The following is a 22,483-nucleotide window of genomic DNA, read 5'->3' as shown; positions in this document are numbered from 1 at the left end:
CCGGTGCGTCCGTCAGTCGCGCGGGTCCGTGTCGGGGAGCGTGGGCGCGTCGGTCGGGTAGAGACCGGCGGCGAAGCCGTACACCTGGTCCCCGGCTCGGGGGATCTGCGCGAACCGCCGGGCCAGCGCCTGCACCTCGGCCCAGAACTCGCGCACGTCCTCGATCGGGATGCGCGCGTGCACGAGCGTGCACCGCAGCTCGTCGGCGGCGTGTGCGGCGGCCGCTTCGGCTGCTGCCTCGGCGAGCCCGTTGATCCGGGACACCACCTGCTTGTCCTCCGCGCGGGTGAGCGCACCGACGTAGTAGGTGCGGGCCACCCGCCCGTAGAAGCGCTCCTCGATGGCGCGTACCCGCCGGGTCCGCACCACGCGCAGCAGACCGGCGTCCACCAGTTGGTTCACGTGGTACGCCACGCTGCTCTTGGGCCGGTCGACGGCGCGGGCCATCTCGTTCACCGTGGCGGCGCGCTCCAGGAGCAGTTCGAGCAGCGTGCTCCGCAGGGGGTCGGCGAGCGCACGCAGCTGCTCCGGAGCGGTGACCACGAGCAGATCGTCGAGGTCGTAGTCCGGGACTCGCTCATTGACCGACATTTCTCGACCGTTCTAAGATTCTGGTTCGTTCGATAACTCTGGTCTGACAACTCAGGAGTGTAGTGATGGCCGAGATCGTGCTCTTCCACCACATTCAAGGGCTCACGGACGGCGTCCGCGCCCTCGCCGACTCCCTCCGGTCCGGCGGGCACACCGTGCACGTCCCCGACTTATTCGACGGCGAACGGCCCCGCACCATCTCCGACGGCGCCGCGCTCACCAAGCAGATCGGCGGCGACGTCCTCGACCAGCGCGCCGACGCGTACGTCGCCGGGATGCCCGCCGATCTCGTCTACGCGGGCGTCTCCTGGGGCGCCGCCATCGCCCAGCGGCTCGCCCAGACCCGGGCCGGCGCCCGGGCTGCCCTGCTCTACGAGGCCTGCCTGCCGGTGACCGGCGAATGGGCGATCGGCCCCTGGCCCGACGGGGTGGCGGTGCAGGTGCACGGCATGGAGCAGGACCCGTTCTTCGGTCTGGAAGGCGACGTGGACGCCGCCCGCGAGCTGGTGTCCATCGTCGGTCCCGAGCGCGGCGAGCTGTACGTCTACCCCGGCGATCGGCACCTGTTCACCGACAGCTCGCTGCCCTCGTACGACCCGGAGGCGACAGCGCTGGTGGTGAGCCGCAGCCACGAACTGCTCGACCGGCTCGGCTGACGCGCCTACCCGTCACCGCGCAGCCGCGCCAACTCGGCCGCGTACTCGGCGTCGGTCAGCACCCCACGCTCGTACTGTCTGGTGAGCGCGTGGATGTCGCGCCGCTGGGCGGCGCTCGGAGCGGGCCGCCGGACCTGCTCCGGCGGGTCCGGACGGCCGGCGCGGACCGGATCCGGGCTCGCCGGACCGCGCTGCTCCGCGGGCCGGGCATTCCGGTGGCACTCCCGCAGGTTCGCGAGGATCTCGTCGTAGTGCTCCGGCCAGGTGACCAGCCGGGTCAGCTCCAGGCGGAACGGCCGGACGATGGCGCCGGACTGGATCGGCGTCTGCACCGGCTCGCCGTCGATCCGCTCGATGACGATCGCGTCGCGTCCCATGTCCAGACCCGCTATCGAAGCCGTACCGCTGTGGATCTCCACGACCGACGCCCACGGCACTGTGGTCGTGCGGAGCAGCGAGCGCGCGCGTACGCCGACGGGGCTCACCCAGACGCCGAGCATCGCGCGGCGGACCGCGACGGCGAGGACGCCGGCGTTCCACACTCCGAGGACCACCGCCTCCCCTTCCAGGAGTCTGCCGCTGCGGAACCCGAACACGATGAGCACGAAGAAGCCGACCGCCAGCCCCGCCACGACCATGAAGCCGGAGGTGGTCAGGTCCAACGCGTACGGGCGCCGCCACACCGTCATGCCGTCAGAGTGACCGATCGTGTCCAGCGGTTCCGCGTGGAGTCAACGCCCTCGCGCCAACTCCGCGACCTCGGCGAGGCTCGCGACCCGGTCGCACTCGTCGTCGGTCAACGTGTTGACGAGTGCCTTGGCGGCCTGGGCCTGGGGAGTCGTCGGTAGGGCACCGGCCAGCAGGTCCGGCAGGACCAGCTCGTAGCCGACCCGTGCCCGGGGTGAGTAGCGGTGGCGGCTGCGAGTCACCGCCGTGGCGACGCGCAGCGCGTGCTCGTTGCCGGGCGGCACGTGCGGGCGGTCGCGCTCGCGGGCGCCGAACCGCATGCGGTGGCGGAATTCGCACGTCTCACACGTCGCCGGTCCGGCGGTCAGCCGTGCCCCGCAATCCGGGCAGGTCAGCCGGTCCACCGCGCCGTCCACGGTCCGCCAGTCGTACGCCCCGGGGTCGTCGACGACGAGCCAGGCAAGCTCTCGCTCCTCTGGCGAATCCGGCGCCACGTCCAGCTCACCGCGCAGCCGCGCCCAGGCGTCCCGGATCTCGTCCTCCAGGCGCTCCACCGCGGCGGACAGCGCCGGGCTGCGCCACGGTCCCTCCACTGCAACCCGCTACCGGTACTGTGCGATCTGGATCAGGTTGCCGCAGGTGTCGTCGAACACCGCGGTGGTCACCGGTCCCATGTCGACCGGCTCCTGGGTGAACAGCACGCCGAGGCTCCGCAGCCGGTCGTGCTCGGCGGCCACGTCGTCCACCGCGAACTGCGTCAGCGGGATCCCGTCGCCCGCGAGCGCCTCCTTGAACGCCTTGGCGGCCGGGTGCGCGTCGGGCTCCAGCAGCAGCTCCACGCCGTCCGGGGCGTCGGGCGAGACCACAGTCAGCCAGCGGTACTCCCCGGTCGGCACGTCGGTCTTCTTCACAAAGCCCAGCACCTCGGTGTAGAAGCGCAACGCCTTGGCCTGGTCGTCGACGTACACGCTGGTGAGGTTGATTCTCATGGGTTCTCCTGGGTGGGTGCGTCGGGCCTGAGCCATCGCTCGGCGATGGACCGCAGCGGCCGGGTGTCGAGGTGGTGGAACTTGTAGCGACCCTGCCGCCGCGTGACGACGAGGCCGGCGGCCTCCAGGACGTCGAGGTGCTGCGAGATCGCCTGCCGGGACGAGCCGACCTGGTGCTTCGTGGCCAGCCGGCCGCAGATCTCGAACAGGGTCTGACCGTCGCGCTCGGTCAGCTCGTCGAGGATCAGGCGGCGCGTGGAATCGGCCAGCGCCTGGTACAGATCGCCCACGTCACCCACCATAAGCAAGTAACGGCTTGCCTATCAAGAGTGTTGCCCGCATCGGAGGACGTCATGCCCGGATACATCCTCACCGGCGCCCCCGGCTCCGGTAAGACAGCGATCCTGCGCCGGTTGGAGATCGACGGTCACCCCGTCGTGGAGGAGGCCGCGACCGACGTGATCGCCCTTCAGCAAGCGCTCGGGCGGCCCGAGCCGTGGCGGGAGCCGGACTTCGCCGAGCAGGTGCTGGATCTCCAGCGGAGACGTCGGCGCCGAGCCGAGATGTCCGGCGGCGACGTGGTGTTCCACGACCGCTCGCCCGTCTGCACGCTCGCGTTGTGCCGCCACCTGGGGCTGACGCCGCCACCCGCGCTGGTCGACGAGATCGAGCGCATGACGACCGAGCGAACCGTCTTCTTCGTACGGAATCAAGGCTTCGTCGAGTCGACAGCCGCGCGTCGGATCAGCTTCGAGGAGTCACTCGTCTTCGAACGGATTCACGAGCTGACCTATCGCGAGGCCGGATTCGACCTCGTCGACGTGCCGGCGGGCCCACTGGCCAACCGGGTGGCAGCGATAAAAGAGGTAGTTGATCGACTGCGTCGTTAGCGCAATCAATGCCCCTTGCCTTTCGGACCGACGCCGGTAACATCTGCATGTTTTGATCTACACGGGGAGGAAAGTCCACATGCAATGGAAGATTCCGGCCGGTGCCCTGGTGGCGCTGGCCTTTTTGATTCCGGCGGCGCCGGCGGCGGCGCAAACCGCAGCGCCCGGGCTCAACGAGTCCTGCCAGACGGTCGAACGCAAGGTGTACAAGGACTTCCGCGAACTTGTCACCATCGATCTGGACAACGCCACCGTTGCCGAACTGCGGCTGCTGGCGTACCGGCTGCTGGACGAGGCGCAGGCCGAATCGTTGCCCGTTCTGCCGGGCGAGATCGAGGAGCGACTGAAGGGCACCTCGGACGACCTTCGCGCCTACCTCAAGAACGTGCAGGATCGCTGGGCGACGGCCCTGCGCGTCAGGATCGGCCAGACGATGACGGGCGCCGGCCCCAACGTGCGGGCCGCCGCGCAGAAGGTGCTCGACAGCCCGTCCGTCGAGGCCTACCTCGCCTACCTGAACATCGGCCTGTACGAGGCTCGTGCGCTCGACTGCGCGTCCCAGCCGACGGCGACTCCGACGCCGTCTCAGCCCACGAGCACGCCGACCGCGACGCCCAGCGCCACGTCGACAGTCGTACCGCCGGTCACCCCCTCCGCGGGCGTGGGCGCGCCCGGCGGTGACGGTGGTGGCGAGGGCGGCGGGCTGCCCGTGACCGGCGCCGACACCGCGACCGTGGCCGGCATCGGCGGGGCGCTCCTGCTCATCGGCGGCGCCAGCTACGTCATCGGACGCCGACGTCGTTCCCGCTTCGTCGCATAGTTCCCTGTGGCGCGCCCAGCTCGATGCCTCATCGGGCTGGGCGCGCCGCGTTTTCCGGGTCGGGCAGAAGCACGTCGACCTCGCCGTCGACCTCGCCGGCTTCGCACGGGCGATGATCGCGATCGACCCGATGGTCGGGCCGGTCAAGGAGGGCATCCAGCGCGGCGTACCCCTGGCGCAGTGCGACGAACTGACCCGCCGGTCGATCGCGGAGCTGGCGACCGGATCGACGGCCGGGCCGTGACCGGCGGAGGACGACCCTGTGAGAACCTGTCGCGATGTCGCGTGCCCGCCTGGCGCTCACCGCCGGGGTTCTCCTGCTCGTCGCCTCCTGCATGCTGCCGTGTCTGCCGTTCCTGGACCTGTCCGGCATCTCGATGCCCTACCAGGATCCGACCCCCGAGATGCTGGAGAAGCAAGCCGCCGACATCGCCGCAGCCGAACGCAGACTGGCCATTTACGCGGCCGTCGCCGGCGCACTCGCCGTCATCGGCCTGGCAGCCGTCGTCTACGCCTTCACGCACCGACGGTCCCGTAAGGCCGGTCAAGGAAGCTAGATCCTCCGTCGGCTGATCGACGACTCCTGCGCCTCGCACATATGTACGATGTGCGGCCTTCGAAATTTTGACCTAGCGTGGCGACCGCCGCCGCGCCATTGGCCGTGGATTCGCGGCGGCGGTCTATTGCCCATCCCAGGTATTCGAGAAGGAGCAACGTGACAATCCTAGTAACCGGGGCGACCGGCAACGTGGGCCGCCAGGTGGTGTCCCGACTGGTCCGGGCCGGACGAACGGTGCGGGCGATGACCCGCCGGCCCCAGACGGGCCTGCTGCCGCACGGGGTCGAGGTGGTCCAGGGAGACTTCGAACGTCCCGAGACCTGGCGCGCGGCGCTGGACGGCGCGCAGGCCGTTTACCTTTTCCCCTTCGTCTACGGCGCGGCCGACAACGGTTTCCTCAACGAGGCGGTGAAGACCGGCGTCACCCGGTTCGTCGTGCATTCCGCGGCGGCGGCCGGGTTCCCACCCGGAACCGGCGGCGACGGCGTACTCGGGCGGCATCTGACCGAGGAGCGGGAAGCGCATCGCGGGCTGGAACTGCTTGTGGAGGCCACCGGCGCCGAGTGGACCCACGTGCGGCCCGGGCTGCTTGCCGTCAACGCGCTGCGGTGGGCCCACCGGATCCGGACCGAGCGGGTGGTGCGCGAGCCGTACGCCGGCGCCGGCTACCCGGTGGTCCACGAGGCCGACGTCGCCGACGTGGCGGTCGCGGCGCTGCTGACCGACAACCACATCGGTGCCGCTCACACCGTCACCGGCCCGGCGAAGGTCTCGCAGGCGGAGCAGGTCGCCGCGATCGGCGCCGCCATCGGTACGCAGGTGCGGTTCGAGGAGATCGATCCGGCCGAGGCACGCACGCAGTGGCTGCGCGACGGCTACGACGAGGAGACCGCCGACTGGATGATCGCGCTGCTCGCCGACGCCGTCGACGGGACGGGCGCACTGCCGCCGACGGACACCTGTCTGCGGGTGACAGGGCGGCCACCGCGCACGTTCGCCCAATGGGCGAACGACCACGCCGCCGATTTCCGGCCCGAGGTGACGAGATGACGATCCTGGTCACTGGCGCGACAGGCATGGTCGGCCGACACGTCGTCGCCGAACTGATGAAGACCGGGCAACGGGTACGCGCGCTCACGCGGACACCGTCGGCGGCGGGCCTTCCGGCCGGAGTGGAGGTGGTCGGCGGCGACCTGACGGACCCGGCGTCCCTGGAATCGTCGCTGCGCGGCATCGAGAGGATGTACCTGTTCCCGGTCGGGCGTACGGCACGTGAGGTGGTTGCCGCCGCGAGGCAAGCCGGGGTACGGCGCATCGTCGTACTGTCCGGTGCGCTGGCCGACACCGACGACAGCGAGGACGGATACCTGGCGGTCGAGCGTGCCGTCGAGGAGTCCGGTCTGGATTGGACGCACGTGCGGCCCGGCGAGTTCGCCGCGAACTGGCTGGACTGGGCCCCCTCCATCAAGGAACGCCGGGTGGTCCGCCGCCCGTACGGCGCGGCGCTGACCCAGCCCACCCACGAGGCGGACATCGCCGCGGTCGCCGCAACGGTGCTCGTCGAGGACGGTCACGCCGGCCGGACCTACACATTCGCCGGCCCCGAAGCGCTCACCACCGTCGCGCAGGTCGACGCGATCGGCGCCGCGATCGGCACCACCGTGCGGTTCGAGGATCTGGATCCGGTCGAGGCTCGGGCCGAGTGGATCAGCGACGGTTATCCGGAGACGTTCGTCGACTGGATCTTCGCCATGTGGGCCGAGTCCACGCGTAACCCCGCGCCGACGAACCAGCAGTGGGCAGACGCCGTCCCGCGCCTGATCGGCCGACCCGCGCGGACATTCGCGCAGTGGGCCAGGGACCACGCGGCCGACTTCCGGTAGACCCTCGTGGGACCTCGTGACTTGATCGGGGCACGAGGTCCCACGCGACCGTCCACCGCATTCGCAGCCGAACGCACCGACAGAGATCACCAAAATCGGGCTGCCGCTGTCGGCGCCGGCTGTCCGGGCGTCGAAGTCGCAGCGGGTGCACCGGTGGGTATGGGACGGCGGACCGCCCGACTGCACTCGGCACCGAGATCAACGGTGGTTTCCCGGAACGGCGGACCGAACGCCGGGGTGGGCACGATGCTGGAACCGAACGGCAGTCGATCGGCTGACACGTGCGGAGGTGGCAACGCATGCCCGACGATCCCCGATACCAGCAGGCCCTCGACACCGCGGAGCGCCTCCTCGGCCAACCGTTGACCCTGCCGCTGGCCGACGGGGAACCCGCGGTCGGTCAGGACTTCCGGCGGCTGGCGACCGAGCACACCTTCGGCGACTCGTGGCCGCGACCGGGCCTGGACCTGCGGAGCCGCTGCCTGATCTCGGTGGCCGTCGCGGCGGCGCTGGGCACCCACGAGCCGCTGCGGGGGCAGTTGCGCATCGCGCTGACGTCCGGCGTGACCAAGGAGGAGATCGTCGAACTCTTCATCCACCTGGAGGCGTACGCCGGGGCGGCCCGGGCCTTCGACAGCTACCAGGTGGCCACGGCGGTCTTCGGCGAGCACCGCTGACGACGCTGCCGGCACCCGTCAACGGGTCGTGACCTGGCCGGATGATGTGGTGGAGCCCAGGGGACTCGAACCCCTAACCCCTGCCTTGCAAAGGCAGTGCTCTGCCAGTTGAGCTAGGGCCCCGTGACGGCGTTCAGCGCAGGTCGGGCGCCGTGGTCGCCTCGTGCCACAGGGCGCGCTCGTCGTTCGAGGCCTTGACCTTCTTGGCCACGACGGCGGCCACACCGACGATGCCGGCCAGGATCAGGAGCTTCTTGAACATGTGCTTGACCCCTCGCGCTCGACTGCCGTCGGACGATGTGCGGTGGGGCTAGCTGGAATCGAACCAGCGACCTCAGAGTTATCAGCTCTGCGCTCTAACCGACTGAGCTATAGCCCCGCGTAGCGACGAGCTAGGTTAACCCATCGCCTCCACCGCGCCCAAATCGGGGGTAGGTGGTGGAAGCACCCGCGCCATCTCGAACCTACCCGGACGCACGACGCCGGGGCGACCGCTTTACGCGGTGCCCCGGCGTCGGGTTGATCAGTCCCGCTCGGCGAGCGTCAGCTCGATCCCGCCGACCAGGTCGGCGCAGACGTTGTAGACGAACGCGCTGAGCGTGGCCAGCGCGGTGAACAGCACGACGTTCACCAGGCCGATCAGCGACGACGTCAGGATCACGCCCTTGGCGGTGATCCGGAAGCCACCGCCGCCCTGACCGCCGCCGGCGTTCACGAGGTCGGTCAGGCTGTCGTTGACGCTCTTGAACACACCCATCGCGTCGAGCGCCAGGTAGAGCACCGACGTCGCCACGACGACCACGATGAAGAGCACCACGGAAACCGCGAAGGCGAACTTCATCACCGACCACGGGTCGATCCGCTTCAGGTTCAGCCGGGCCCGTCGCGGTCCTCGCGACGCGGCCGAGCTGACCGAGGTACGCGCGGAGCGTACCGCCTCACCCACGCGCGCGGCCCCGACCGCCGCCGCGCCGCTGATGCCCGGCGGCAGGCCGCCGCCGTTGGCGGGCCGAGACTGACCGGCGGTGCCGGTGCCGCCCGGGCGCGAGCCGTCCGGCGAAGCCTTCGGGGCGGTGCCCAGGCCGGCGCCGATCCGCGGCTGCGTGCCGGTCGTCCCGGTGGAGGCCCGGCCGGTGGCCGGCGGCGCCTTGATCGGCTGGGTGCTCGTGGCGTTCGCGGGCTTGCCGGCCGGAGCGGCCAGGCCGTCGGCCGACGTCGGTGCGTCCACCTTGGTCTCGGCCGAATCCCGGGAACCGGAGTCCTCGGCCGGCTTGTCCGGAGGCGGGGCCATGCCGGGAGCCCGGGTGAACTTCGGGGCAGGCGCGTCGGCGGGAACCGTGGCCCGGCCCACAGCCGCGCGGCCGGTCGCTGGTGTGCCGCCCTGTGCGGCCTCCTCCTCGACCGGGGTGGCCGAGGTCCCCTTGTTCCCCGACTTCGCCTGTGTCTCCGTCATCAACTAGTCCTGTTCGTCAGGCTCGTCGGCATTGCGAGCAATCGCCACGATAGTCACGCCGTCCGGGAGGTCCATCAGCTTGACCCCCATTGTGTTCCGGTCACGCGTACGGCGTACAGGCTTCACCGGAGTCCGGATGACGCCGCCGTTGCTCGTGATGGCGAACAGCTCGTCCTCCGGATCGATCACGACCGCGCCGACCAGGCCACCGCGTCGCTCGGTGATCTTCGCGGTCAGCACGCCCTTACCTCCCCGGCCCTGGACCGGGTATTCCTCGATCGGGGTACGTTTCGCGTAACCCCCGTTCGTCGCGACCAGAACGTCCAGACCCTCTCGCACCACCTCGACGGCGAGCAACTCGTCCTCGCCGCTGAAGCGCATGCCGATCACCCCGGAAGTCGCCCGGCCCATCGGGCGCAGCGCCTCGTCGGTGGCGTTGAAGCGGATCGCCTGGGCGTTCTTCGACACGAGCAGCAGGTCGTCCTCCGGAGCGACCAGGACCGCACCGACCAGTTCGTCCTCATCGCGCAGGTTGATCGCGATGATGCCGCCGGAACGGTTGGAGTCGAACTCCTCGAGCCGCGTCTTCTTCACCAGGCCGTTCTTCGTGGCCAGTACCAGGTAGGGGGCCACCTGGTAGTTCGGGATTTCAATGATCTGCGCGATCTGCTCGTCGGGCTGGAACGCGAGCAGGTTGGCCACGTGCTGGCCCTTGGCCACCCTACTGGCCTCGGGAAGCTCGTACGCCTTCGCCCGGTAGACCCGACCCTTGTTCGTGAAGAACAGGATCCAGTCGTGGGTAGAGCATACGAAGAAGTGGCTGACGATGTCGTCCTGCCGGAGCGTCGCCCCACTGACGCCCTTCCCGCCGCGCCGCTGTGACCGGTAGAGATCGACCTTGGTCCGCTTCGCGTAGCCGGTGCGAGTGATCGTCACCACCACGTCCTCGCGGGCGATGAGGTCCTCCATCGAGACCTCGCCGTCGAACGGGACGATCTTCGTACGCCGGTCGTCGCCCCACTTCGCGACGATCTCGCCCAGCTCCTCCGAGACGATCCGCCGCTGCCGCTCCGGCTTGGCCAGGATGTCCTTGAGGTCGGCGATCTCCAGCTCGAGCTTCGCCAGGTCGTCCAGGATCCGCTGCCGCTCCAGGGCGGCCAGCCGGCGCAGCTGCATGTCCAGGATCGCGGTCGCCTGGACCTCGTCGATGTCCAGCAGCCGGATCAGGCCCTGCCGGGCGTCCTCGACGGTGGGCGAGCGCCGGATCAGGGCGATCACCTCGTCCAGGGCGTCCAGCGCCTTGGACAGACCGCGCAGGATGTGCGCCCGCTCCTCGGCCTTGCGCAGCCGGAACGCGGTCCGCCGCCGGATCACCTCGATCTGGTGCTCGACGTAGTAGCGGATGAACTGGGCCAGGTTGAGCGTGCGCGGCACGCCGTCGACGAGCGCCAGCATGTTGGCGCCGAACGTCTCCTGGAGCTGGGTGTGCTTGTAGAGGTTGTTCAGCACCACCTTGGCGACCGCGTCGCGCTTGAGCACGAGCACGATCCGCATGCCGGTACGCCCGGAGGACTCGTCGCGGATGTCGGCGATGCCGGCGAGCTTGCCCTCCTTGATCAGCTCGGCGATGCGCTCGGCGAGGTTGTCCGGGTTGACCTGGTACGGCAGCTCGCTGACCACGAGCGCCGGCCGGCCCCGCTTGTCCTCCTCGACCTCGACCACGGCGCGCATCCGGATCGAGCCGCGCCCGGTCCGGTACGCGTCCTGGATGCCCGCCTGGCCGACGATCAGACCGTGGGTCGGGAAGTCCGGGCCCTTGACGATCTCGAGGAGAGCTTCCAGCGTGGTGGCCTCGTCGGCCTCCGGGTGCTCCAGGCACCACTGCACCGCCGCGCCGATCTCGCGCAGGTTGTGCGGCGGGATCTTGGTGGCCATGCCGACCGCGATGCCCTCGGAGCCGTTGATCAGCAGGTTCGGGATACGCGACGGCAGGATGGTGGGCTCCTTGGCCCGGCCGTCGTAGTTGTCCTGCAGGTCGACGGTGTCCTCGTCGATGTCCCGCAGCATCTCCATCGCCAGCGGGTCGAGCTTGCATTCTGTATATCTCATGGCGGCAGCGGGATCATTACCCGGCGAACCGAAGTTGCCGTTGCCGTCGACCAGCGGGTAGCGCAGCGACCACGGCTGCGCCATCCGGACGAGCGCGTCGTAGATGGCCGAGTCGCCGTGCGGGTGGAACTGGCCCATCACGTCACCGACGACGCGGGAGCACTTCACGTACCCGCGGTCCGGCCGGTACCCGGAGTCGAACATGGCGTAGAGGATCTTGCGGTGGACCGGCTTGAGCCCGTCCCGGACGTCCGGCAGGGCCCGCCCGACGATGACGCTCATCGCGTAGTCGAGGTACGAGCGCTGCATCTCGACCTCGAGGCCGACCGGCTCGATCCGGTCGTGCTGGACGACCGCGGCCAGTGTCTCCGGGGTCTCCGGCTCGTTCGGGGTGGACTCGGGAGTATCGGTCACTGTTAACCCTTATCAGACTCTTCAGTCGTGGTCTCGCTGTGGATAACGGCTGTGGAAAGCGTTCAGGCTGTGGATAACTCTGTGGACTTCCGGGCCGGCCGGTGGATGTCCGGCCGGCCCGGTGCGTCCGTCAGATGTCCAGGAACCGCACGTCCTTGGCGTTGCGCTGGATGAACGACCGGCGGGCCTCGACGTCCTCGCCCATCAGGACGCTGAACAGTTCGTCCGCGGTGGCGGCGTCGTCGAGCGTGACCTGGCGCAGCGTACGCGTGGCCGGGTTCATCGTGGTCTCCCACAGCTCGGGGTAGTTCATCTCGCCGAGGCCCTTGAACCGCTGGATGTCGTCCGGGCGGGCGTTGGGCTTCTTCTGCTGGCGCAGGGCGATCAGCCCGTCGCGTTCCCGGTCCGAGTACGCGTACTGGGCGTCGTCGCCCTTCTTGTTCCACTTGATCTTGTAGAGGGGCGGGGCGGCCAGGTAGACGTGGCCCAGCTCGACCAGCGGCCGCATGAAGCGGAACAGCAGGGTGAGCAGCAGCGTCTGGATGTGCTGGCCGTCCACGTCGGCGTCGGCCATCAGCACGATCTTGTGGTAGCGCAGCTTCTCGATGTCGAAGTCGTCGTGGATGCCGGTGCCGAGCGCGGTGATCAGCGCCTGCACCTCGTTGTTCTTCAGCACCCGGTCGATCCGGGCCTTCTCCACGTTGAGGATCTTGCCGCGGATCGGCAGGATCGCCTGGACGCGCGGGTCGCGGCCCTGCTTGGCCGAGCCGCCGGCCGAGTCGCCCTCGACGATGAAGACCTCGGACTCGCGCGGGTCGGTGGACTGGCAGTCGGCCAGCTTGCCGGGCATCGAGCCGGACTCCAGCAGCGACTTGCGCCGGGCGAGCTTGCGCGCCTGCTGCGCGGCGATCCGGGCCCGCGCCGCCTGGGACGCCTTCTGGATGATGATCTTCGCCTCGGCCGGGTTGCGGTCGAACCAGTCGACGAGCGACTCGTTGCAGACCCGCTGCACGAAGCCCTTCACCGGGGTGTTGCCCAGCTTGGTCTTGGTCTGACCCTCGAACTGCGGATCGGTGAGCTTGACCGAGATGATCGCGGCCAGGCCCTCGCGGATGTCCTCACCCGAGAGGCGCTCGTCGCCCTTGAGCAGCTTCTTCTCGGCGCCGTAGCGGTTGACGACGCTCGTCAGCGCGGCCCGGAAGCCCTCCTCGTGGGTGCCGCCCTCGTGGGTGTTGATGTTGTTGGCGAAGGTGTAGACCGACTCGCCGTACGACTCGTTCCACTGCATGGCGATCTCGACCGACATGCCCGTCTCCTCGGCCCCGAACTCCACCACCGTCTTGTGGATCGGGCTCTTGGAGGCGTTGAGGTGCCGGACGAAGTCGGCGATGCCGCCCTCGTAGTGGAAGGTGACCTCGCGGGTCTTGCCGTCCTCGTCCTCCGGCACCCGCTCGTCGAGCAGGTGGATGGTGAGGCCGCGGGTGAGGAAGGCCATCTCCTGCAGACGCCGGTAGATGGTGTGGAAGTCGAAGTCGACGGTCTCGAAGACGTCCGGGTCGGGCCAGAAGGAGACGGCCGAACCGGTGCGGTCGGTCGCCTCGCCCTTCTCCAGCGGCGTCGGCTTGGAGTGGTCGTACTGCTGGCGCCAGACGAAGCCGTCCTTGTGGATCTCCACGGCCATCCTGGTGGACAGCGCGTTCACCACGGAGACGCCGACGCCGTGCAGGCCGCCGGAGACGGCGTACGCCTTGCCGTCGAACTTGCCGCCCGCGTGCAGCACGGTCAGGGCGACCTCGACACCCGGCTTCTTCAGCTTGGGGTGCAGGTCGACCGGGAAGCCACGGCCGTTGTCGGTCACCCGGACACCGCCGTCGGCCAGCAGCACCACGTCGATGGTGTCGCAGTGCCCGGCCAGCGCCTCGTCCACCGCGTTGTCGACGACCTCCCACACCAGGTGGTGCAGACCGCGCTCGCCGGTGGACCCGATGTACATACCGGGCCGCTTCCGGACCGCTTCCAGGCCCTCGAGCACGGTGATCGACTCGGCCCCGTACTTCTTGTTGTCCTCCGCTGCCACCCTCGGCCACTTTCTCGCACCGGCCGCGCGTGGGGCGCGGGGGCGCGGGTTCGGCGGACAGGACGCGACGTCGGCGCGCATGGTCCGCCCCTGGGGGTCGCCAGGCTCGGATCTCGTGCGCCGGGCGCCGCGGTTGCCCGCGGATCGCGATCGGCTCGGACCCGGTACGGGACTATGATCGAGGGCTCATGAGGGCCCTGGTCCGTCGCTCCGTCTCGGGTCTTTCGTCTCGCCCTCAATCTTACTGTGCGGAGCCGACCAAACCGCCACTCGGCACCCTCTCCGGGGCGGCTGAGAATGCCGTAGCCGGACGAACCGCGCCGCCCACGACTCCCCCTACACGCCAACGGGCCGGTACCGCGCCACCGGCCACCGTGAGCCGTGACGGTCATCCGACCGGTGATCGGCAGCTGTCCCTACCGGGGGTCGCGGCCGGGCCCGGCGTGCCGTAGCTTTTGCGGCGCCGCCGTTGCGGTCTTGATCTTTTGCGCCCGGAACCGGGACGATCGTCGGAGACGGTCCGAAAACGCTTGGTGAGAGGTGACGCCAGATGGGGCTGGACAACGTCGCGGTGCACTGGCCGCGGACCGGCCGCTTCTACGATCCGGTCGCGCCGGCTGAGTTCGTGGACTTCGGCGAGATCGTGGACATGCCCCGGATCTCCGCGCCGACAGCGGCGCTCGCCGAGCTGATCGCGAAGACCGGCACGGTACGCGCGACCGCGTACACCGAGTTGGTCGACCTGATCCTCGGGCTGGAGAATGTGCTCTACGCCACGGAGAACGCGGTCGAGGACGAGGATCCGGTGATCGACCCGGACGGCTGCTCCTGGATCGCCGAGGGTGTGGAGAAGTTCGTCGCCCGGCACCGGCCGTACGGCGAGTCGGTCACGTTCGAGTCGGTGAGCGAGGTGCTGCGCGCGCTGCTCGGCGACGGGCGGCTGGCCGAGCAGCAGCTCCGCTGGCTGGACAGCCGCCTCGACCGGCTGCGGGACGAGAGCGGCGATCCGCCGCAGTGGAACTTCACCTGCGCCGAACTGAGCGTGCTGGCGGCCTTCTACCGGCGCTGCGCGGAGCGGGGTTTCGCGGTCTACGCCGACGCCTGACCGGGCGCCGCAGCGCCGGGAGAGGACGTGGCCTGGTTGGCGGCCTCGATCACCTCGGTCAGCGCGGTGTGCAGGTGCCGCAGGTCGGCCAGCGGCAGGCCGAGGCGCTGCACGATGGCCGGCGGGATCCGCTCGGCCTGCGCCCGCAGCGCCTGCCCGGCGGCGGTGAGCGAGACGGCCAGGCTGCGCTCGTCGGCGGCATCACGTTCCCGCCGGACGTAGCCGGCCGCCTCCAGGCGCTTGAGCAGCGGTGACAGCGTGCCGGGGTCGAGCTGGAGCAGCCGGCTCAGATCCCGGCCGGACAGTGGCGCGTGCTGCCAGAGCGCCAGCATCACCAGGTATTGCGGATGGGTGAGCCCCATCGGCTCCAGCAGCGGCCGGTAGACCGCGACGACGCTCCGGGCGGCGACGGAGAGCGCGAAGCAGACCTGTTGCTCCAGCGCCAGCGGGTCCTCCTCGATGCCGTCGGTCACCCGCGTCCTCCTCGTCGTCGTTGCGATCGCCGCAATGGTTGGTGTACCAATTGTTTGTACACCAACCAGGAGGGGCGGCGGGATGAGCGACGACGAGCAGGTGGGCGACGCCGCCGGCAAGGGTGGCCGCCTGTTGGGTTGGGTCTTCCGCAACCTCGCCGGCCCGTCCCAGGTGCAGGGCGCGGTGCAGGGCGGCTCGAAGCTGGCCCGCGACGCGTGGAAGGAAGACCTGGAACGCCGCAAGCAGTGGAGCCGCGAGCAGCGCGAACTCAAGCGCGCCCGGCGCGAGGCGCGGCGCTCGGGGGGCGTCGGTCAGCCGTAGGTGTCGCGAGGCCCGCGCCCGCGTACCCGTCGAGGGCCGCGCGACCACGACGGCGCCGCCGGCCCGTGGATGTGCAGCTTGCGCACCACGTTGTGGCCGACCTCCCGGGCGATCTGCTGCAACAGCGAGCCCGCCAGGAGGCGCAACTGGGTCGCCCAGGCCGTCGACCGGGCCTCCACCGTCAGCTCGCCGTCCTCCAGCTTGACCGGACGGCTGTGCTGCGCGACCTCCGCGCCGACCACCTTCTCCCAGGCGCCGAACACGGTCGCCTCGGCCGCCGGCTGCTGCCAGCCCCGCGCCTTCATCAGCTTGTCCAGCACCGCGCCGAGCGGCTGCGGGTCGCGCGGATCCGGACCTGGGCCGGAGTAGCCGCGCAGCCGCTTCTCGCCGTCGCCGCGGACCGCGCCGCGCCGTCGCGGGGCCGCCGCCTGCCGCCGGGCCTTCGCCGCGTCGAGCACCGCCCGGGCCAGTTCCGGCCCGCTCGCGCCCTCCGGCAGGCTCGCGCCCGGCTCACCGTCCGCGGGCTTTCCGGGGGTACGCGCGTCGCGTCCCGGCCCGAGCCGCGCGGGCGGGAGCTGCACCTCGTCATCCGGCACGCCGCACCGTCCCCTCGCCCACCGCGTACCGGGTGCCGCGCAGCGTCGCCGGCACGTCGTCGTCCACCGCGCAGGTGACCAGGAGCTGGCTCGCGCCGCCGACCAGCTCGGCCAGCCGTTCCCGCCGGCCGGTGTCCAGTTCGGCGAAGACGTCGTCCAGCACCAGCACCGGCTCGATCCCGTCGGCGCGCAGCAGGTCGTACCCGGCCAGCCGCAGCGCCAGCGCGTACGACCAGGACTCGCCGTGGCTCGCGTACCCCTTGGCGGGCAGCGGGCCGAGCGTCAGCGCCAGGTCGTCGCGGTGCGGGCCGACGAGCGTGGTGCCGCGCTCGATCTCGGCGGCGCGGTTCGCGGTGAGCGCGGCGGCGAGCGCCTCCGCCAGCGCCGCGCGGTCGGCGCCGGGTTCGGGCAGCTCCACCGAGGGCCGGTACGCGATGCCCGCCGCGCCGCGACCGGCCGCCACCGCGTCGTACGCCTTCGCCACGTGCGGGGTCAGCGCGGCCACCAGCTCCAGGCGCCCGGCGAGGAGGTCCGCGCCGTGCTGCGCCAGGTGCGCGTCCCACACGGCCAGCGTCGACAGGTCACCGCCGCGCGAGCCACCGGTCTTGCGAGCCAGGTACGAGGTACGCAGCAGGGCGTTGCGTTGTTTGACCACACGCTCGTAGTCGGCGCGGACACCCGCGTAGCGGGGCTGGCGGGTGACCAGCAGGTCGTCCAGGTAGCGGCGGCGTTCCGAGGGGTCGCCACGGACCAGTTCCAGGTCCTCCGGCGCGAACAGCACCAGGCGCAGCGCGCCGAGCACGTCCCGGGCGCGCCGGGCCGGGGACCGGCCGAGCCGGGCCCGGTTGGCCTTGCCCGGGACGATCTCCAGCTCGACGAGCAGCTCCCGGCCCTCGTGCACCACGGCGCAGCGGATCACCGCCGAAGTGGCGCCCATCCGCACCAGCGGGGCGTCGGTGGCGACCCGGTGCGAGTCCAGGGTCGCCACGTAGCCGAGCGCCTCGACCAGGTTGGTCTTGCCGACGCCGTTGGCGCCGACGAGCACGTTCGGCCCCGGCTCCAGGTCGACGCCGACGCGCTCGTACGAGCGGAAGTCGACCAGTTCGAGCCGGCGGACGTACACAGCCTGTGGATACCGGTCAGCGCTTGTGGACGGCGTGGCCGCCGAACTGCTGGCGCAGCGCGGCGACGGCCTTCATCGCGGGTGAGTCGTCCTGCCGGGAGGCGAACCGGGCGAACAGCGACGCGGTGATGACGTTGAGCGGTACGGCGAGCCGGACCGCCTCGTCCACGGTCCACCGGCCCTCGCCGGTGTCCTCGGTGTAACCGCTCAGCTCGGCCAGTTCCGGGTCCTCGTCGAGTGCCCGGTCCAGCAGGTCGAGCAGCCAGGAGCGGACCACGGTGCCCTCGCGCCACGACTTGAACACACCGGGCACGTTCGTCACCAGCTCGGAGGCGGCCAGCAGCTCGTAGCCCTCGGCGTAGGCGTGCATCAGGCCGTACTCGATGCCGTTGTGCACCATCTTGGCGTAGTGGCCGGCGCCGACCGGGCCGGCGTGCACGAAGCCGAACTCGCCCTCGGGCTTGAGCGCCTCGAAGACCGGCATCAGGCGCTCGACGTGCTCCTGCGCGCCGCCGACCATCAGCGCGTACCCGTTCTGCCGGCCCCAGACGCCGCCGGAGACACCGACGTCGATGTAGCCGATGCCCTGCTCGTTGAGCCGCTCGGCGCGCGGGGCGTCGTCGCTGAACCGGGAGTTGCCGCCGTCGATGATGATGTCGCCCTCGCCGAGCACACCGGCGAGCTCGTCGATGGTGGCGTCGGTGACGCCGGCCGGAACCATGACCCAGACCGCGCGGGGCGACTGGAGCTTCTCGGCAAGCTCGGCCAGGCTCGCGGCGTCGCTGATCTCCGGGTTGTGGTCGTAGCCGACCACCTCGTGCCCGGCGGCGCGCAACCGCTCCCGCATGTTGCCGCCCATGCGGCCGAGTCCTACCAGGCCGAGCTGCATCTGCTCCTACCTCCGTACGTCAAGGGTCGTGCTGCTGCGATCAGCGGGACACGCGGATCGGCATGATGAGGTACCGGTACCCCGGAATGACCTCGCCGTCCTCGCCTGCCGGGGAGATGACCGCGGGCTTGAACGCGTCGACGAACCGGAGCAGGGCGTGCTGGGCGCCCAGGTTGGCCAGGCCGTCGATGAGGTACTGCGGGTTGAACCCGATGGTCAGCGGCTCGCCGGTGAAGGTGGCCTCCATGGCCTCGCTGGCCCGGGCCTCCTCGGTGCCGCCCGCCTCGACCACGAGACCGTCGGCGCTGAAGCTGAGCAGGACCGGGGTGGTGCGCTCGGCGACCAGCGCGACGCGCTTGACCACCTCGATGAGCGAGGAGACGGCGACGCGCGCCTCGGCGTTGTGGTCGGCCGGGAACAGCGAGCGCACCGGCGGGTAGTTGGCGCCGTCGAGCAGTCGGCTGGTGGTCCGGCGGGTGCCGCCGGAGAAACCGATCATGCCCTCACCGGCGCCGCCGGAGGAGAGCGCCATGGTGACGTGGCCGCCGAGCGGACCGAGTGCCTTCGCGGTGTCGTGCAGCGTACGGGCCGGCACCAGCGCGTTGAGGCTGATCTCCGGGTCGTCCGGGTTCCACTCCATCTCGCGCAGCGCGAGGCGGTAGCGGTCGGTCGCCAGCATGGCCATCGTGCCGCCGCTCAGCTCGACGCGCACACCGGTCATCATCGGCAGCGTCTCGTCGCGGCCGGCGGCCACCGCCACCTGGGCCACGGCGGCGGCGAAGGCGGCGGCGTCCACGGTCCCCGCGCTCTCCGGCATTTCCGGGAGCGTCGGGTAGTCCTCCACCGGCATGGTGGGCAGCGTGAACCGGGCGCTGCCGCAGACCAGTTCGAGGTGGGCGCCGACGGCGGCGATGTCCACCGGCTTGGCCGGCAGGGCCTTGGTGATCTCGGCGAGCAGCCGGCCGGAGACCAGGGCGGCGCCGTCCGCGTCGCCCTGCACCTCGACTGTCACCTGGCTGGAGACCTCGTAGTCGAAGCCGGAGACCTGGAGGTTGCCGTCGGTGACCCGGAGCATCACTCCGGCCAGCACCGGTACGGAGGGTCGGTTGGGCAGGCTCTTGGCGGTCCACGCGACCGCCTCGGCGAGCGCGTCGCGCTCCACTCGGAACTTCATCAATGCCTCCGCGTCGACGTCAGCGACAACTCTCTCATGCCGACCGCTGCCACCCGTCCCGCCCGACCGTGCGGGTACCCATCGCACCTTAAGGCGCTGGGGCATCGGCTGTGCGCCCGACCCCGTGGATCCAGGTGCCCGGGGCGACTGCCGACGGCAGTGCTTCGGCCCGATCCACAGGAAGTCCAACGGTGATGATTGGTTTTTGTTGTTTAGAAGAGATAACTCATCGTCTTCATCGCACCTGTGCAAACTGTGGAGAACCGGCGTCCGCGCAGGTCAGACACGTTATCCACCGGTGGTTTGGCTGTGGAGAACCAGGGGTAAAACTCGTGTCCCGGTCCACAGCCCTCGCCAGCCGCCGGGTTTTCCACGGCTGTCCACCGGTTGTCCACCGCTAATCCACCGGTTTTCTCCCCAGCGCTGTGGACAGCGCCGGAGCCGTCCACAGCCGTCGTCCCCAGAACCTTCAACAGCCCGCCCACAGGCAACCCGTTGTCTGGGGACAACGTGACCGTCATCCCCAGGCGTCCACAGCGTCGTCCCCAGGAGTTGTCCACAGTCTGTGGGTAACCGGGCGAGTGCAGAGTGTGGTTTTCCACCGCCTGTGACACAGGGGCTGTGGACAACGGGTGCGAGCTGTGGACGAGCACAGGACAGATCCTGGGCCCTCCACCGGGTCGAGGGTCAACCGTCGCCGCTGTCGGCAACTTGCCACCCGCCGGCCGAGCCCTCCCGCAGCACCCGCGCCCGGCCCCGCCGTCGCCGTTGCTCGCGTTGATCATGAAGTTGGCGGCATTTGGCGTCCGGTTTGTCACCGTCAACCTCATGATCGTCGGGGTCGAGGGTGCTCGCCTGACTGCGGCCGGTCCATCCTGAGGCTTGACGTTGAGCTTCCGAGAGATCTTGGTAGGAAACGGCCCCTATAGGGGCGCAAAGCTTCCAAGATCTGCGGTGGTGTCCGCGCTGGCCAGGAGTCGGCCGAGGCGAGCGCCCCGCCCTCCTTGTTGACCAAGGAGTTTGGGGTGGGGATGACGTGTCTCCCGGACACAAACTCCTTGATCAACGCGGGAGCGGCGGGAGTGGCGGGAGTGGCGGGAGCGCAGAGGGGGGGAGAGTCAGGTGTTCTGCTTGATGCGGTTCGTCAGCTCGGCGATCTGATTGTAGAGCGAGCGACGCTCTGCCATCTGCTGACGGATCTTGCGGTCCGCGTGCATCACTGTGGTGTGGTCCCGGCCGCCGAACGCCTGCCCGATCCGGGGCAGCGACAGGTCGGTCAGCTCTCGGCAGAGGTACATGGCCACCTGACGCGCGTTCACCAACACCCGGGAGCGGGAGTGGCCGCGCAGGTCCTCGAGGCTCACGCCGAAGTAGTCGGCCGTGGACACCATGATCTGGTCCGCGGTGATCTCCGGGCCGGCGCCGTCCGGGATGAAGTCCCGCAGCACCTCCTCGGCCAGCGACAGCTCTACCGAGGACCGGGTGAGGCTGGCGAAGGCGGTGACGCGGATCAGTGCCCCCTCCAGTTCGCGGATCGAGTTCGACACCCGCGAGGCGATGAACTCCAGCACGTCCGGCGGCGCGTACAGCCGCTCCTGCGCCGCCTTCTTCTGCAGGATCGCGATCCGCGTCTCCAGGTCCGGCGGCTGGATGTCGGCCAGCAGACCCCACTCGAAGCGCGTACGGAGCCTGTCCTCCAGCGTCGCCAGCTGCTTCGGCGAGCGGTCGGACGTGATCACGATCTGCTTGTTCGCGTTGTGCAGGGTGTTGAAGGTGTGGAAGAACTCCTCCTGCGTCCGTTCCCGGTTCTCCAGGAACTGGATGTCGTCGATCAGGAGGATGTCCACGTCCCGGTAGCGGCGCTGGAACGCGCTGGTCTTGTCGTCACGAAGCGAGTTGATGAAGTCGTTCGTGAATTCCTCGGTCGAGACGTACCGGACCGAGCGCGCGTTGCCGAGCGTCGTGGCGTAGTGCCCGATGGCGTGCAGCAGGTGCGTCTTGCCCAGCCCCGAACTGCCGTAGATGAACAGCGGGTTGTACGCCTTCGCCGGCGACTCGGCCACCGCCACGCTCGCGGCGTGCGCGAACCGGTTCGACGAGCCGATGACGAACGTCTCGAACATGTACTTCGGGTTGAGCCGGTTGCCGCCGCTCTCCGTACCGCCGGGGAGCCTGCGCTCGGCCTGGCCGCCGCCGGGACGGTGGTGGTCGGCGCCACCGCGGCCGGGGCCACCCCGACCGGGGCCGCTGTCGGTGGTGCCGTCGCGGGGCAGGCCGCGCATCGGAGCGGGATCGGCGGGGCCGGGGCTCTCCCGGTAGCGGGGCTCGTACCCCCCGGAGTCGGGGGCGGGCGGCTCGACCCGGCGCTCGTCGAAGGCGCGGCGCTCGGGCGCGGCGCGCAGCGGCTCGGCGAACGCGGCGCTGAAGAGCGTGTCCTGCGCGTCCCGCCCGGACGGGATCAGATGGGGGCGACCGCCGTCCGCGGTCCGCTGCCGCGGCGCCGGTTCGTCCGCCTGCTGCTCGGTGCGGGGATCCGCGTAGCCGGGCTCGGCGTACCCAGGCTCGGCGTAGCCGGACTCGGCATAGCCGGGCTCCGGGCGAGGAGACGGAAAGGGCGGGTTGGCCGTGGCCGGGCCGGGCTGGTCGAAACCGGGCAGCGGGGCGGCGCCGTCGTGCTCGGGCAGCGGCTCGGGGCTGCTGCGGTAGACGGTGCCGGCCGGGCGGGCACCGGGGTCGTCGGCGACCCGTACGGTGACTGCCACCTGGATGGGCCGGCCGAGCCGACGGCTCAACGCCTCGGTGATGGCCGGGCGGAGCCGGGACTCGATCACGTCCCGGGTGAAGGCGTCCGGCACCGAGAGCAGCGCGGTGTCCTCGACGATCGCCCGTAGCCGGGTCAGCCGGAGGTACGCCCGTTGCTGCGCGGAGATGATCTCGTCGGCGAGTTCGTCGGTGGTCGCCGTCCACACCGCGGCAAGGTCGGTCGCTCCGGTCAC

The 22,483-nt window shown here is 70.4% G+C and carries 25 protein-coding genes and 2 tRNA genes; 10 read left to right on the top strand and 17 right to left on the bottom strand.

Annotated features, from left to right (window positions below; genetic code table 11):
* Positions 1-12: 12 nt before the first annotated feature.
* Positions 13-591: a helix-turn-helix domain-containing protein gene (locus ACQP26_RS00135; RefSeq protein ID WP_433494616.1), complete on the bottom strand. Its 579-nt coding sequence runs from the start codon at positions 589-591 to the stop codon at positions 13-15.
* 65 nt (positions 592-656) lie between these two features.
* On the opposite strand from ACQP26_RS00135, the gene ACQP26_RS00130 reads away from it, so the two are divergent.
* Complete coding sequence (locus ACQP26_RS00130; RefSeq protein ID WP_281579438.1) at positions 657-1,247, top strand: dienelactone hydrolase family protein; 591 nt, start codon at positions 657-659, stop codon at positions 1,245-1,247.
* Between the two features lie 5 nt (positions 1,248-1,252).
* On the opposite strand, the gene ACQP26_RS00125 is transcribed toward ACQP26_RS00130, so the two are convergent.
* From ACQP26_RS00125 to ACQP26_RS00110, 4 genes are read right to left on the bottom strand one after another with little or no spacing between them, the layout of a single operon-like run.
* On the bottom strand, positions 1,253-1,936 hold the full coding sequence (locus tag ACQP26_RS00125; protein ID WP_433494615.1) for a PH domain-containing protein: 684 nt from the start codon (positions 1,934-1,936) through the stop codon (positions 1,253-1,255).
* 42 nt (positions 1,937-1,978) lie between these two features.
* Positions 1,979-2,527, bottom strand: coding sequence for a hypothetical protein (locus tag ACQP26_RS00120; RefSeq protein ID WP_269703301.1), 549 nt, complete (start codon positions 2,525-2,527; stop codon positions 1,979-1,981).
* A gap of 9 nt (positions 2,528-2,536) precedes the next feature.
* Positions 2,537-2,923 carry a VOC family protein gene (locus ACQP26_RS00115; protein ID WP_269703302.1) on the bottom strand — a complete coding sequence of 129 codons (387 nt, stop codon included), beginning with the start codon at positions 2,921-2,923 and terminating at the stop codon, positions 2,537-2,539.
* On the bottom strand, positions 2,920-3,225 hold the full coding sequence (locus ACQP26_RS00110) for an ArsR/SmtB family transcription factor (protein WP_281579442.1): 306 nt from the start codon (positions 3,223-3,225) through the stop codon (positions 2,920-2,922). The genes ACQP26_RS00115 and ACQP26_RS00110 overlap by 4 nt, the downstream gene beginning before the upstream one ends.
* A gap of 51 nt (positions 3,226-3,276) precedes the next feature.
* Between ACQP26_RS00110 and ACQP26_RS00105 the strand changes: the two genes are divergently transcribed.
* From ACQP26_RS00105 to ACQP26_RS00075, 7 genes are all read left to right on the top strand, one after another.
* Complete coding sequence (locus tag ACQP26_RS00105) at positions 3,277-3,813, top strand: ATP-binding protein (RefSeq protein WP_269703304.1); 537 nt, start codon at positions 3,277-3,279, stop codon at positions 3,811-3,813.
* Between the two features lie 79 nt (positions 3,814-3,892).
* Positions 3,893-4,633, top strand: a complete 741-nt coding sequence (locus ACQP26_RS00100; RefSeq protein ID WP_269706958.1) for an LPXTG cell wall anchor domain-containing protein — start codon at positions 3,893-3,895, stop codon at positions 4,631-4,633.
* Between the two features lie 112 nt (positions 4,634-4,745).
* Positions 4,746-4,877 (top strand): hypothetical protein, encoded by a 132-nt coding sequence (locus ACQP26_RS00095; RefSeq protein ID WP_269703305.1) that lies wholly within the window; start codon positions 4,746-4,748, stop codon positions 4,875-4,877.
* 34 nt (positions 4,878-4,911) lie between these two features.
* Positions 4,912-5,190, top strand: coding sequence for a hypothetical protein (locus ACQP26_RS00090; RefSeq protein ID WP_269703306.1), 279 nt, complete (start codon positions 4,912-4,914; stop codon positions 5,188-5,190).
* Positions 5,191-5,348: 158 nt separating this feature from the next.
* Positions 5,349-6,242, top strand: coding sequence for an NAD(P)H-binding protein (locus ACQP26_RS00085; protein WP_433494614.1), 894 nt, complete (start codon positions 5,349-5,351; stop codon positions 6,240-6,242).
* The gene (locus tag ACQP26_RS00080; protein WP_433494613.1) at positions 6,239-7,075 is read left to right on the top strand and encodes an NAD(P)H-binding protein; all 837 of its coding nucleotides are present in this window, start codon (positions 6,239-6,241) and stop codon (positions 7,073-7,075) included. Before ACQP26_RS00085 ends, ACQP26_RS00080 begins: the two co-directional genes overlap by 4 nt.
* 299 nt (positions 7,076-7,374) lie before the next feature.
* Entirely contained in the window at positions 7,375-7,752 is a 378-nt protein-coding gene (locus tag ACQP26_RS00075) for a carboxymuconolactone decarboxylase family protein (RefSeq protein ID WP_281579447.1), read from the top strand.
* A 47-nt stretch (positions 7,753-7,799) separates the two neighbouring features.
* Here the strand turns inward: ACQP26_RS00075 and ACQP26_RS00070 are convergent.
* From ACQP26_RS00070 to gyrB, 6 genes are all read right to left on the bottom strand, one after another.
* A tRNA-Ala gene (locus tag ACQP26_RS00070) sits at positions 7,800-7,875 on the bottom strand.
* A 10-nt stretch (positions 7,876-7,885) separates the two neighbouring features.
* Positions 7,886-8,014 (bottom strand): DLW-39 family protein, encoded by a 129-nt coding sequence (locus ACQP26_RS00065; RefSeq protein ID WP_013283222.1) that lies wholly within the window; start codon positions 8,012-8,014, stop codon positions 7,886-7,888.
* A 43-nt stretch (positions 8,015-8,057) separates the two neighbouring features.
* Positions 8,058-8,131: transfer RNA gene (locus tag ACQP26_RS00060), tRNA-Ile, on the bottom strand.
* 144 nt (positions 8,132-8,275) lie between these two features.
* Positions 8,276-9,205 carry a DUF3566 domain-containing protein gene (locus ACQP26_RS00055; protein ID WP_433494612.1) on the bottom strand — a complete coding sequence of 310 codons (930 nt, stop codon included), beginning with the start codon at positions 9,203-9,205 and terminating at the stop codon, positions 8,276-8,278.
* Between the two features lie 3 nt (positions 9,206-9,208).
* Positions 9,209-11,728 (bottom strand): DNA gyrase subunit A, encoded by a 2,520-nt coding sequence (gene gyrA, locus ACQP26_RS00050; RefSeq protein ID WP_433494611.1) that lies wholly within the window; start codon positions 11,726-11,728, stop codon positions 9,209-9,211.
* A 130-nt stretch (positions 11,729-11,858) separates the two neighbouring features.
* Complete coding sequence (gene gyrB, locus ACQP26_RS00045) at positions 11,859-13,805, bottom strand: DNA topoisomerase (ATP-hydrolyzing) subunit B (protein WP_269703316.1); 1,947 nt, start codon at positions 13,803-13,805, stop codon at positions 11,859-11,861.
* 550 nt (positions 13,806-14,355) lie between these two features.
* On the opposite strand from gyrB, the gene ACQP26_RS00040 reads away from it, so the two are divergent.
* The gene (locus tag ACQP26_RS00040; protein WP_269703319.1) at positions 14,356-14,910 is read left to right on the top strand and encodes a hypothetical protein; all 555 of its coding nucleotides are present in this window, start codon (positions 14,356-14,358) and stop codon (positions 14,908-14,910) included.
* On the opposite strand, the gene ACQP26_RS00035 is transcribed toward ACQP26_RS00040, so the two are convergent.
* Positions 14,895-15,383 (bottom strand): MarR family winged helix-turn-helix transcriptional regulator, encoded by a 489-nt coding sequence (locus tag ACQP26_RS00035; RefSeq protein ID WP_433494610.1) that lies wholly within the window; start codon positions 15,381-15,383, stop codon positions 14,895-14,897. The two genes, ACQP26_RS00040 and ACQP26_RS00035, sit on opposite strands and share 16 nt — an antisense overlap.
* 82 nt (positions 15,384-15,465) lie before the next feature.
* On the opposite strand from ACQP26_RS00035, the gene ACQP26_RS00030 reads away from it, so the two are divergent.
* Complete coding sequence (locus ACQP26_RS00030) at positions 15,466-15,705, top strand: hypothetical protein (RefSeq protein ID WP_281579450.1); 240 nt, start codon at positions 15,466-15,468, stop codon at positions 15,703-15,705.
* Here the strand turns inward: ACQP26_RS00030 and ACQP26_RS00025 are convergent.
* The 5 genes from ACQP26_RS00025 to dnaA form a co-directional block, all read right to left on the bottom strand.
* A complete protein-coding gene (locus ACQP26_RS00025) occupies positions 15,696-16,301 on the bottom strand; it encodes a DUF721 domain-containing protein (protein ID WP_433494609.1) in 606 nt (201 codons plus the stop codon). The two genes, ACQP26_RS00030 and ACQP26_RS00025, sit on opposite strands and share 10 nt — an antisense overlap.
* A complete protein-coding gene (gene recF, locus ACQP26_RS00020; RefSeq protein ID WP_269703325.1) occupies positions 16,291-17,424 on the bottom strand; it encodes a DNA replication/repair protein RecF in 1,134 nt (377 codons plus the stop codon). Before recF ends, ACQP26_RS00025 begins: the two co-directional genes overlap by 11 nt.
* Before the next feature lie 16 nt (positions 17,425-17,440).
* A complete protein-coding gene (gnd, locus tag ACQP26_RS00015; protein WP_281579451.1) occupies positions 17,441-18,313 on the bottom strand; it encodes a phosphogluconate dehydrogenase (NAD(+)-dependent, decarboxylating) in 873 nt (290 codons plus the stop codon).
* A gap of 40 nt (positions 18,314-18,353) precedes the next feature.
* Complete coding sequence (dnaN, locus tag ACQP26_RS00010) at positions 18,354-19,487, bottom strand: DNA polymerase III subunit beta (RefSeq protein WP_433494608.1); 1,134 nt, start codon at positions 19,485-19,487, stop codon at positions 18,354-18,356.
* A 1,118-nt stretch (positions 19,488-20,605) separates the two neighbouring features.
* The gene (dnaA, locus tag ACQP26_RS00005) at positions 20,606-22,483 is read right to left on the bottom strand and encodes a chromosomal replication initiator protein DnaA (protein WP_433494607.1); all 1,878 of its coding nucleotides are present in this window, start codon (positions 22,481-22,483) and stop codon (positions 20,606-20,608) included.

It is taken from the genome of Micromonospora sp. CA-248089 (assembly GCF_050948515.1).
GTDB lineage: Bacteria > Actinomycetota > Actinomycetes > Mycobacteriales > Micromonosporaceae > Micromonospora.
The sequence above is the reverse complement of the archived record's forward strand: the minus strand, read 5'-3'. Positions and strand labels throughout refer to the sequence as shown.

Coding starts and splice junctions, on each gene's coding strand:
- ACQP26_RS00135 (WP_433494616.1), bottom strand. CDS start 591: ATGTCGGTCAATGAGCGAGTCCCGGACTACGACCTCGACGATCTGCTC.
- ACQP26_RS00130 (WP_281579438.1), top strand. CDS start 657: ATGGCCGAGATCGTGCTCTTCCACCACATTCAAGGGCTCACGGACGGC.
- ACQP26_RS00125 (WP_433494615.1), bottom strand. CDS start 1,936: ATGACGGTGTGGCGGCGCCCGTACGCGTTGGACCTGACCACCTCCGGC.
- ACQP26_RS00115 (WP_269703302.1), bottom strand. CDS start 2,923: ATGAGAATCAACCTCACCAGCGTGTACGTCGACGACCAGGCCAAGGCG.
- ACQP26_RS00110 (WP_281579442.1), bottom strand. CDS start 3,225: ATGGTGGGTGACGTGGGCGATCTGTACCAGGCGCTGGCCGATTCCACG.
- ACQP26_RS00105 (WP_269703304.1), top strand. CDS start 3,277: ATGCCCGGATACATCCTCACCGGCGCCCCCGGCTCCGGTAAGACAGCG.
- ACQP26_RS00100 (WP_269706958.1), top strand. CDS start 3,893: ATGCAATGGAAGATTCCGGCCGGTGCCCTGGTGGCGCTGGCCTTTTTG.
- ACQP26_RS00095 (WP_269703305.1), top strand. CDS start 4,746: ATGATCGCGATCGACCCGATGGTCGGGCCGGTCAAGGAGGGCATCCAG.
- ACQP26_RS00090 (WP_269703306.1), top strand. CDS start 4,912: ATGTCGCGTGCCCGCCTGGCGCTCACCGCCGGGGTTCTCCTGCTCGTC.
- ACQP26_RS00080 (WP_433494613.1), top strand. CDS start 6,239: ATGACGATCCTGGTCACTGGCGCGACAGGCATGGTCGGCCGACACGTC.
- ACQP26_RS00075 (WP_281579447.1), top strand. CDS start 7,375: ATGCCCGACGATCCCCGATACCAGCAGGCCCTCGACACCGCGGAGCGC.
- ACQP26_RS00065 (WP_013283222.1), bottom strand. CDS start 8,014: ATGTTCAAGAAGCTCCTGATCCTGGCCGGCATCGTCGGTGTGGCCGCC.
- ACQP26_RS00055 (WP_433494612.1), bottom strand. CDS start 9,205: ATGACGGAGACACAGGCGAAGTCGGGGAACAAGGGGACCTCGGCCACC.
- ACQP26_RS00040 (WP_269703319.1), top strand. CDS start 14,356: ATGGGGCTGGACAACGTCGCGGTGCACTGGCCGCGGACCGGCCGCTTC.
- ACQP26_RS00030 (WP_281579450.1), top strand. CDS start 15,466: ATGAGCGACGACGAGCAGGTGGGCGACGCCGCCGGCAAGGGTGGCCGC.
- gnd (WP_281579451.1), bottom strand. CDS start 18,313: ATGCAGCTCGGCCTGGTAGGACTCGGCCGCATGGGCGGCAACATGCGG.
- dnaN (WP_433494608.1), bottom strand. CDS start 19,487: ATGAAGTTCCGAGTGGAGCGCGACGCGCTCGCCGAGGCGGTCGCGTGG.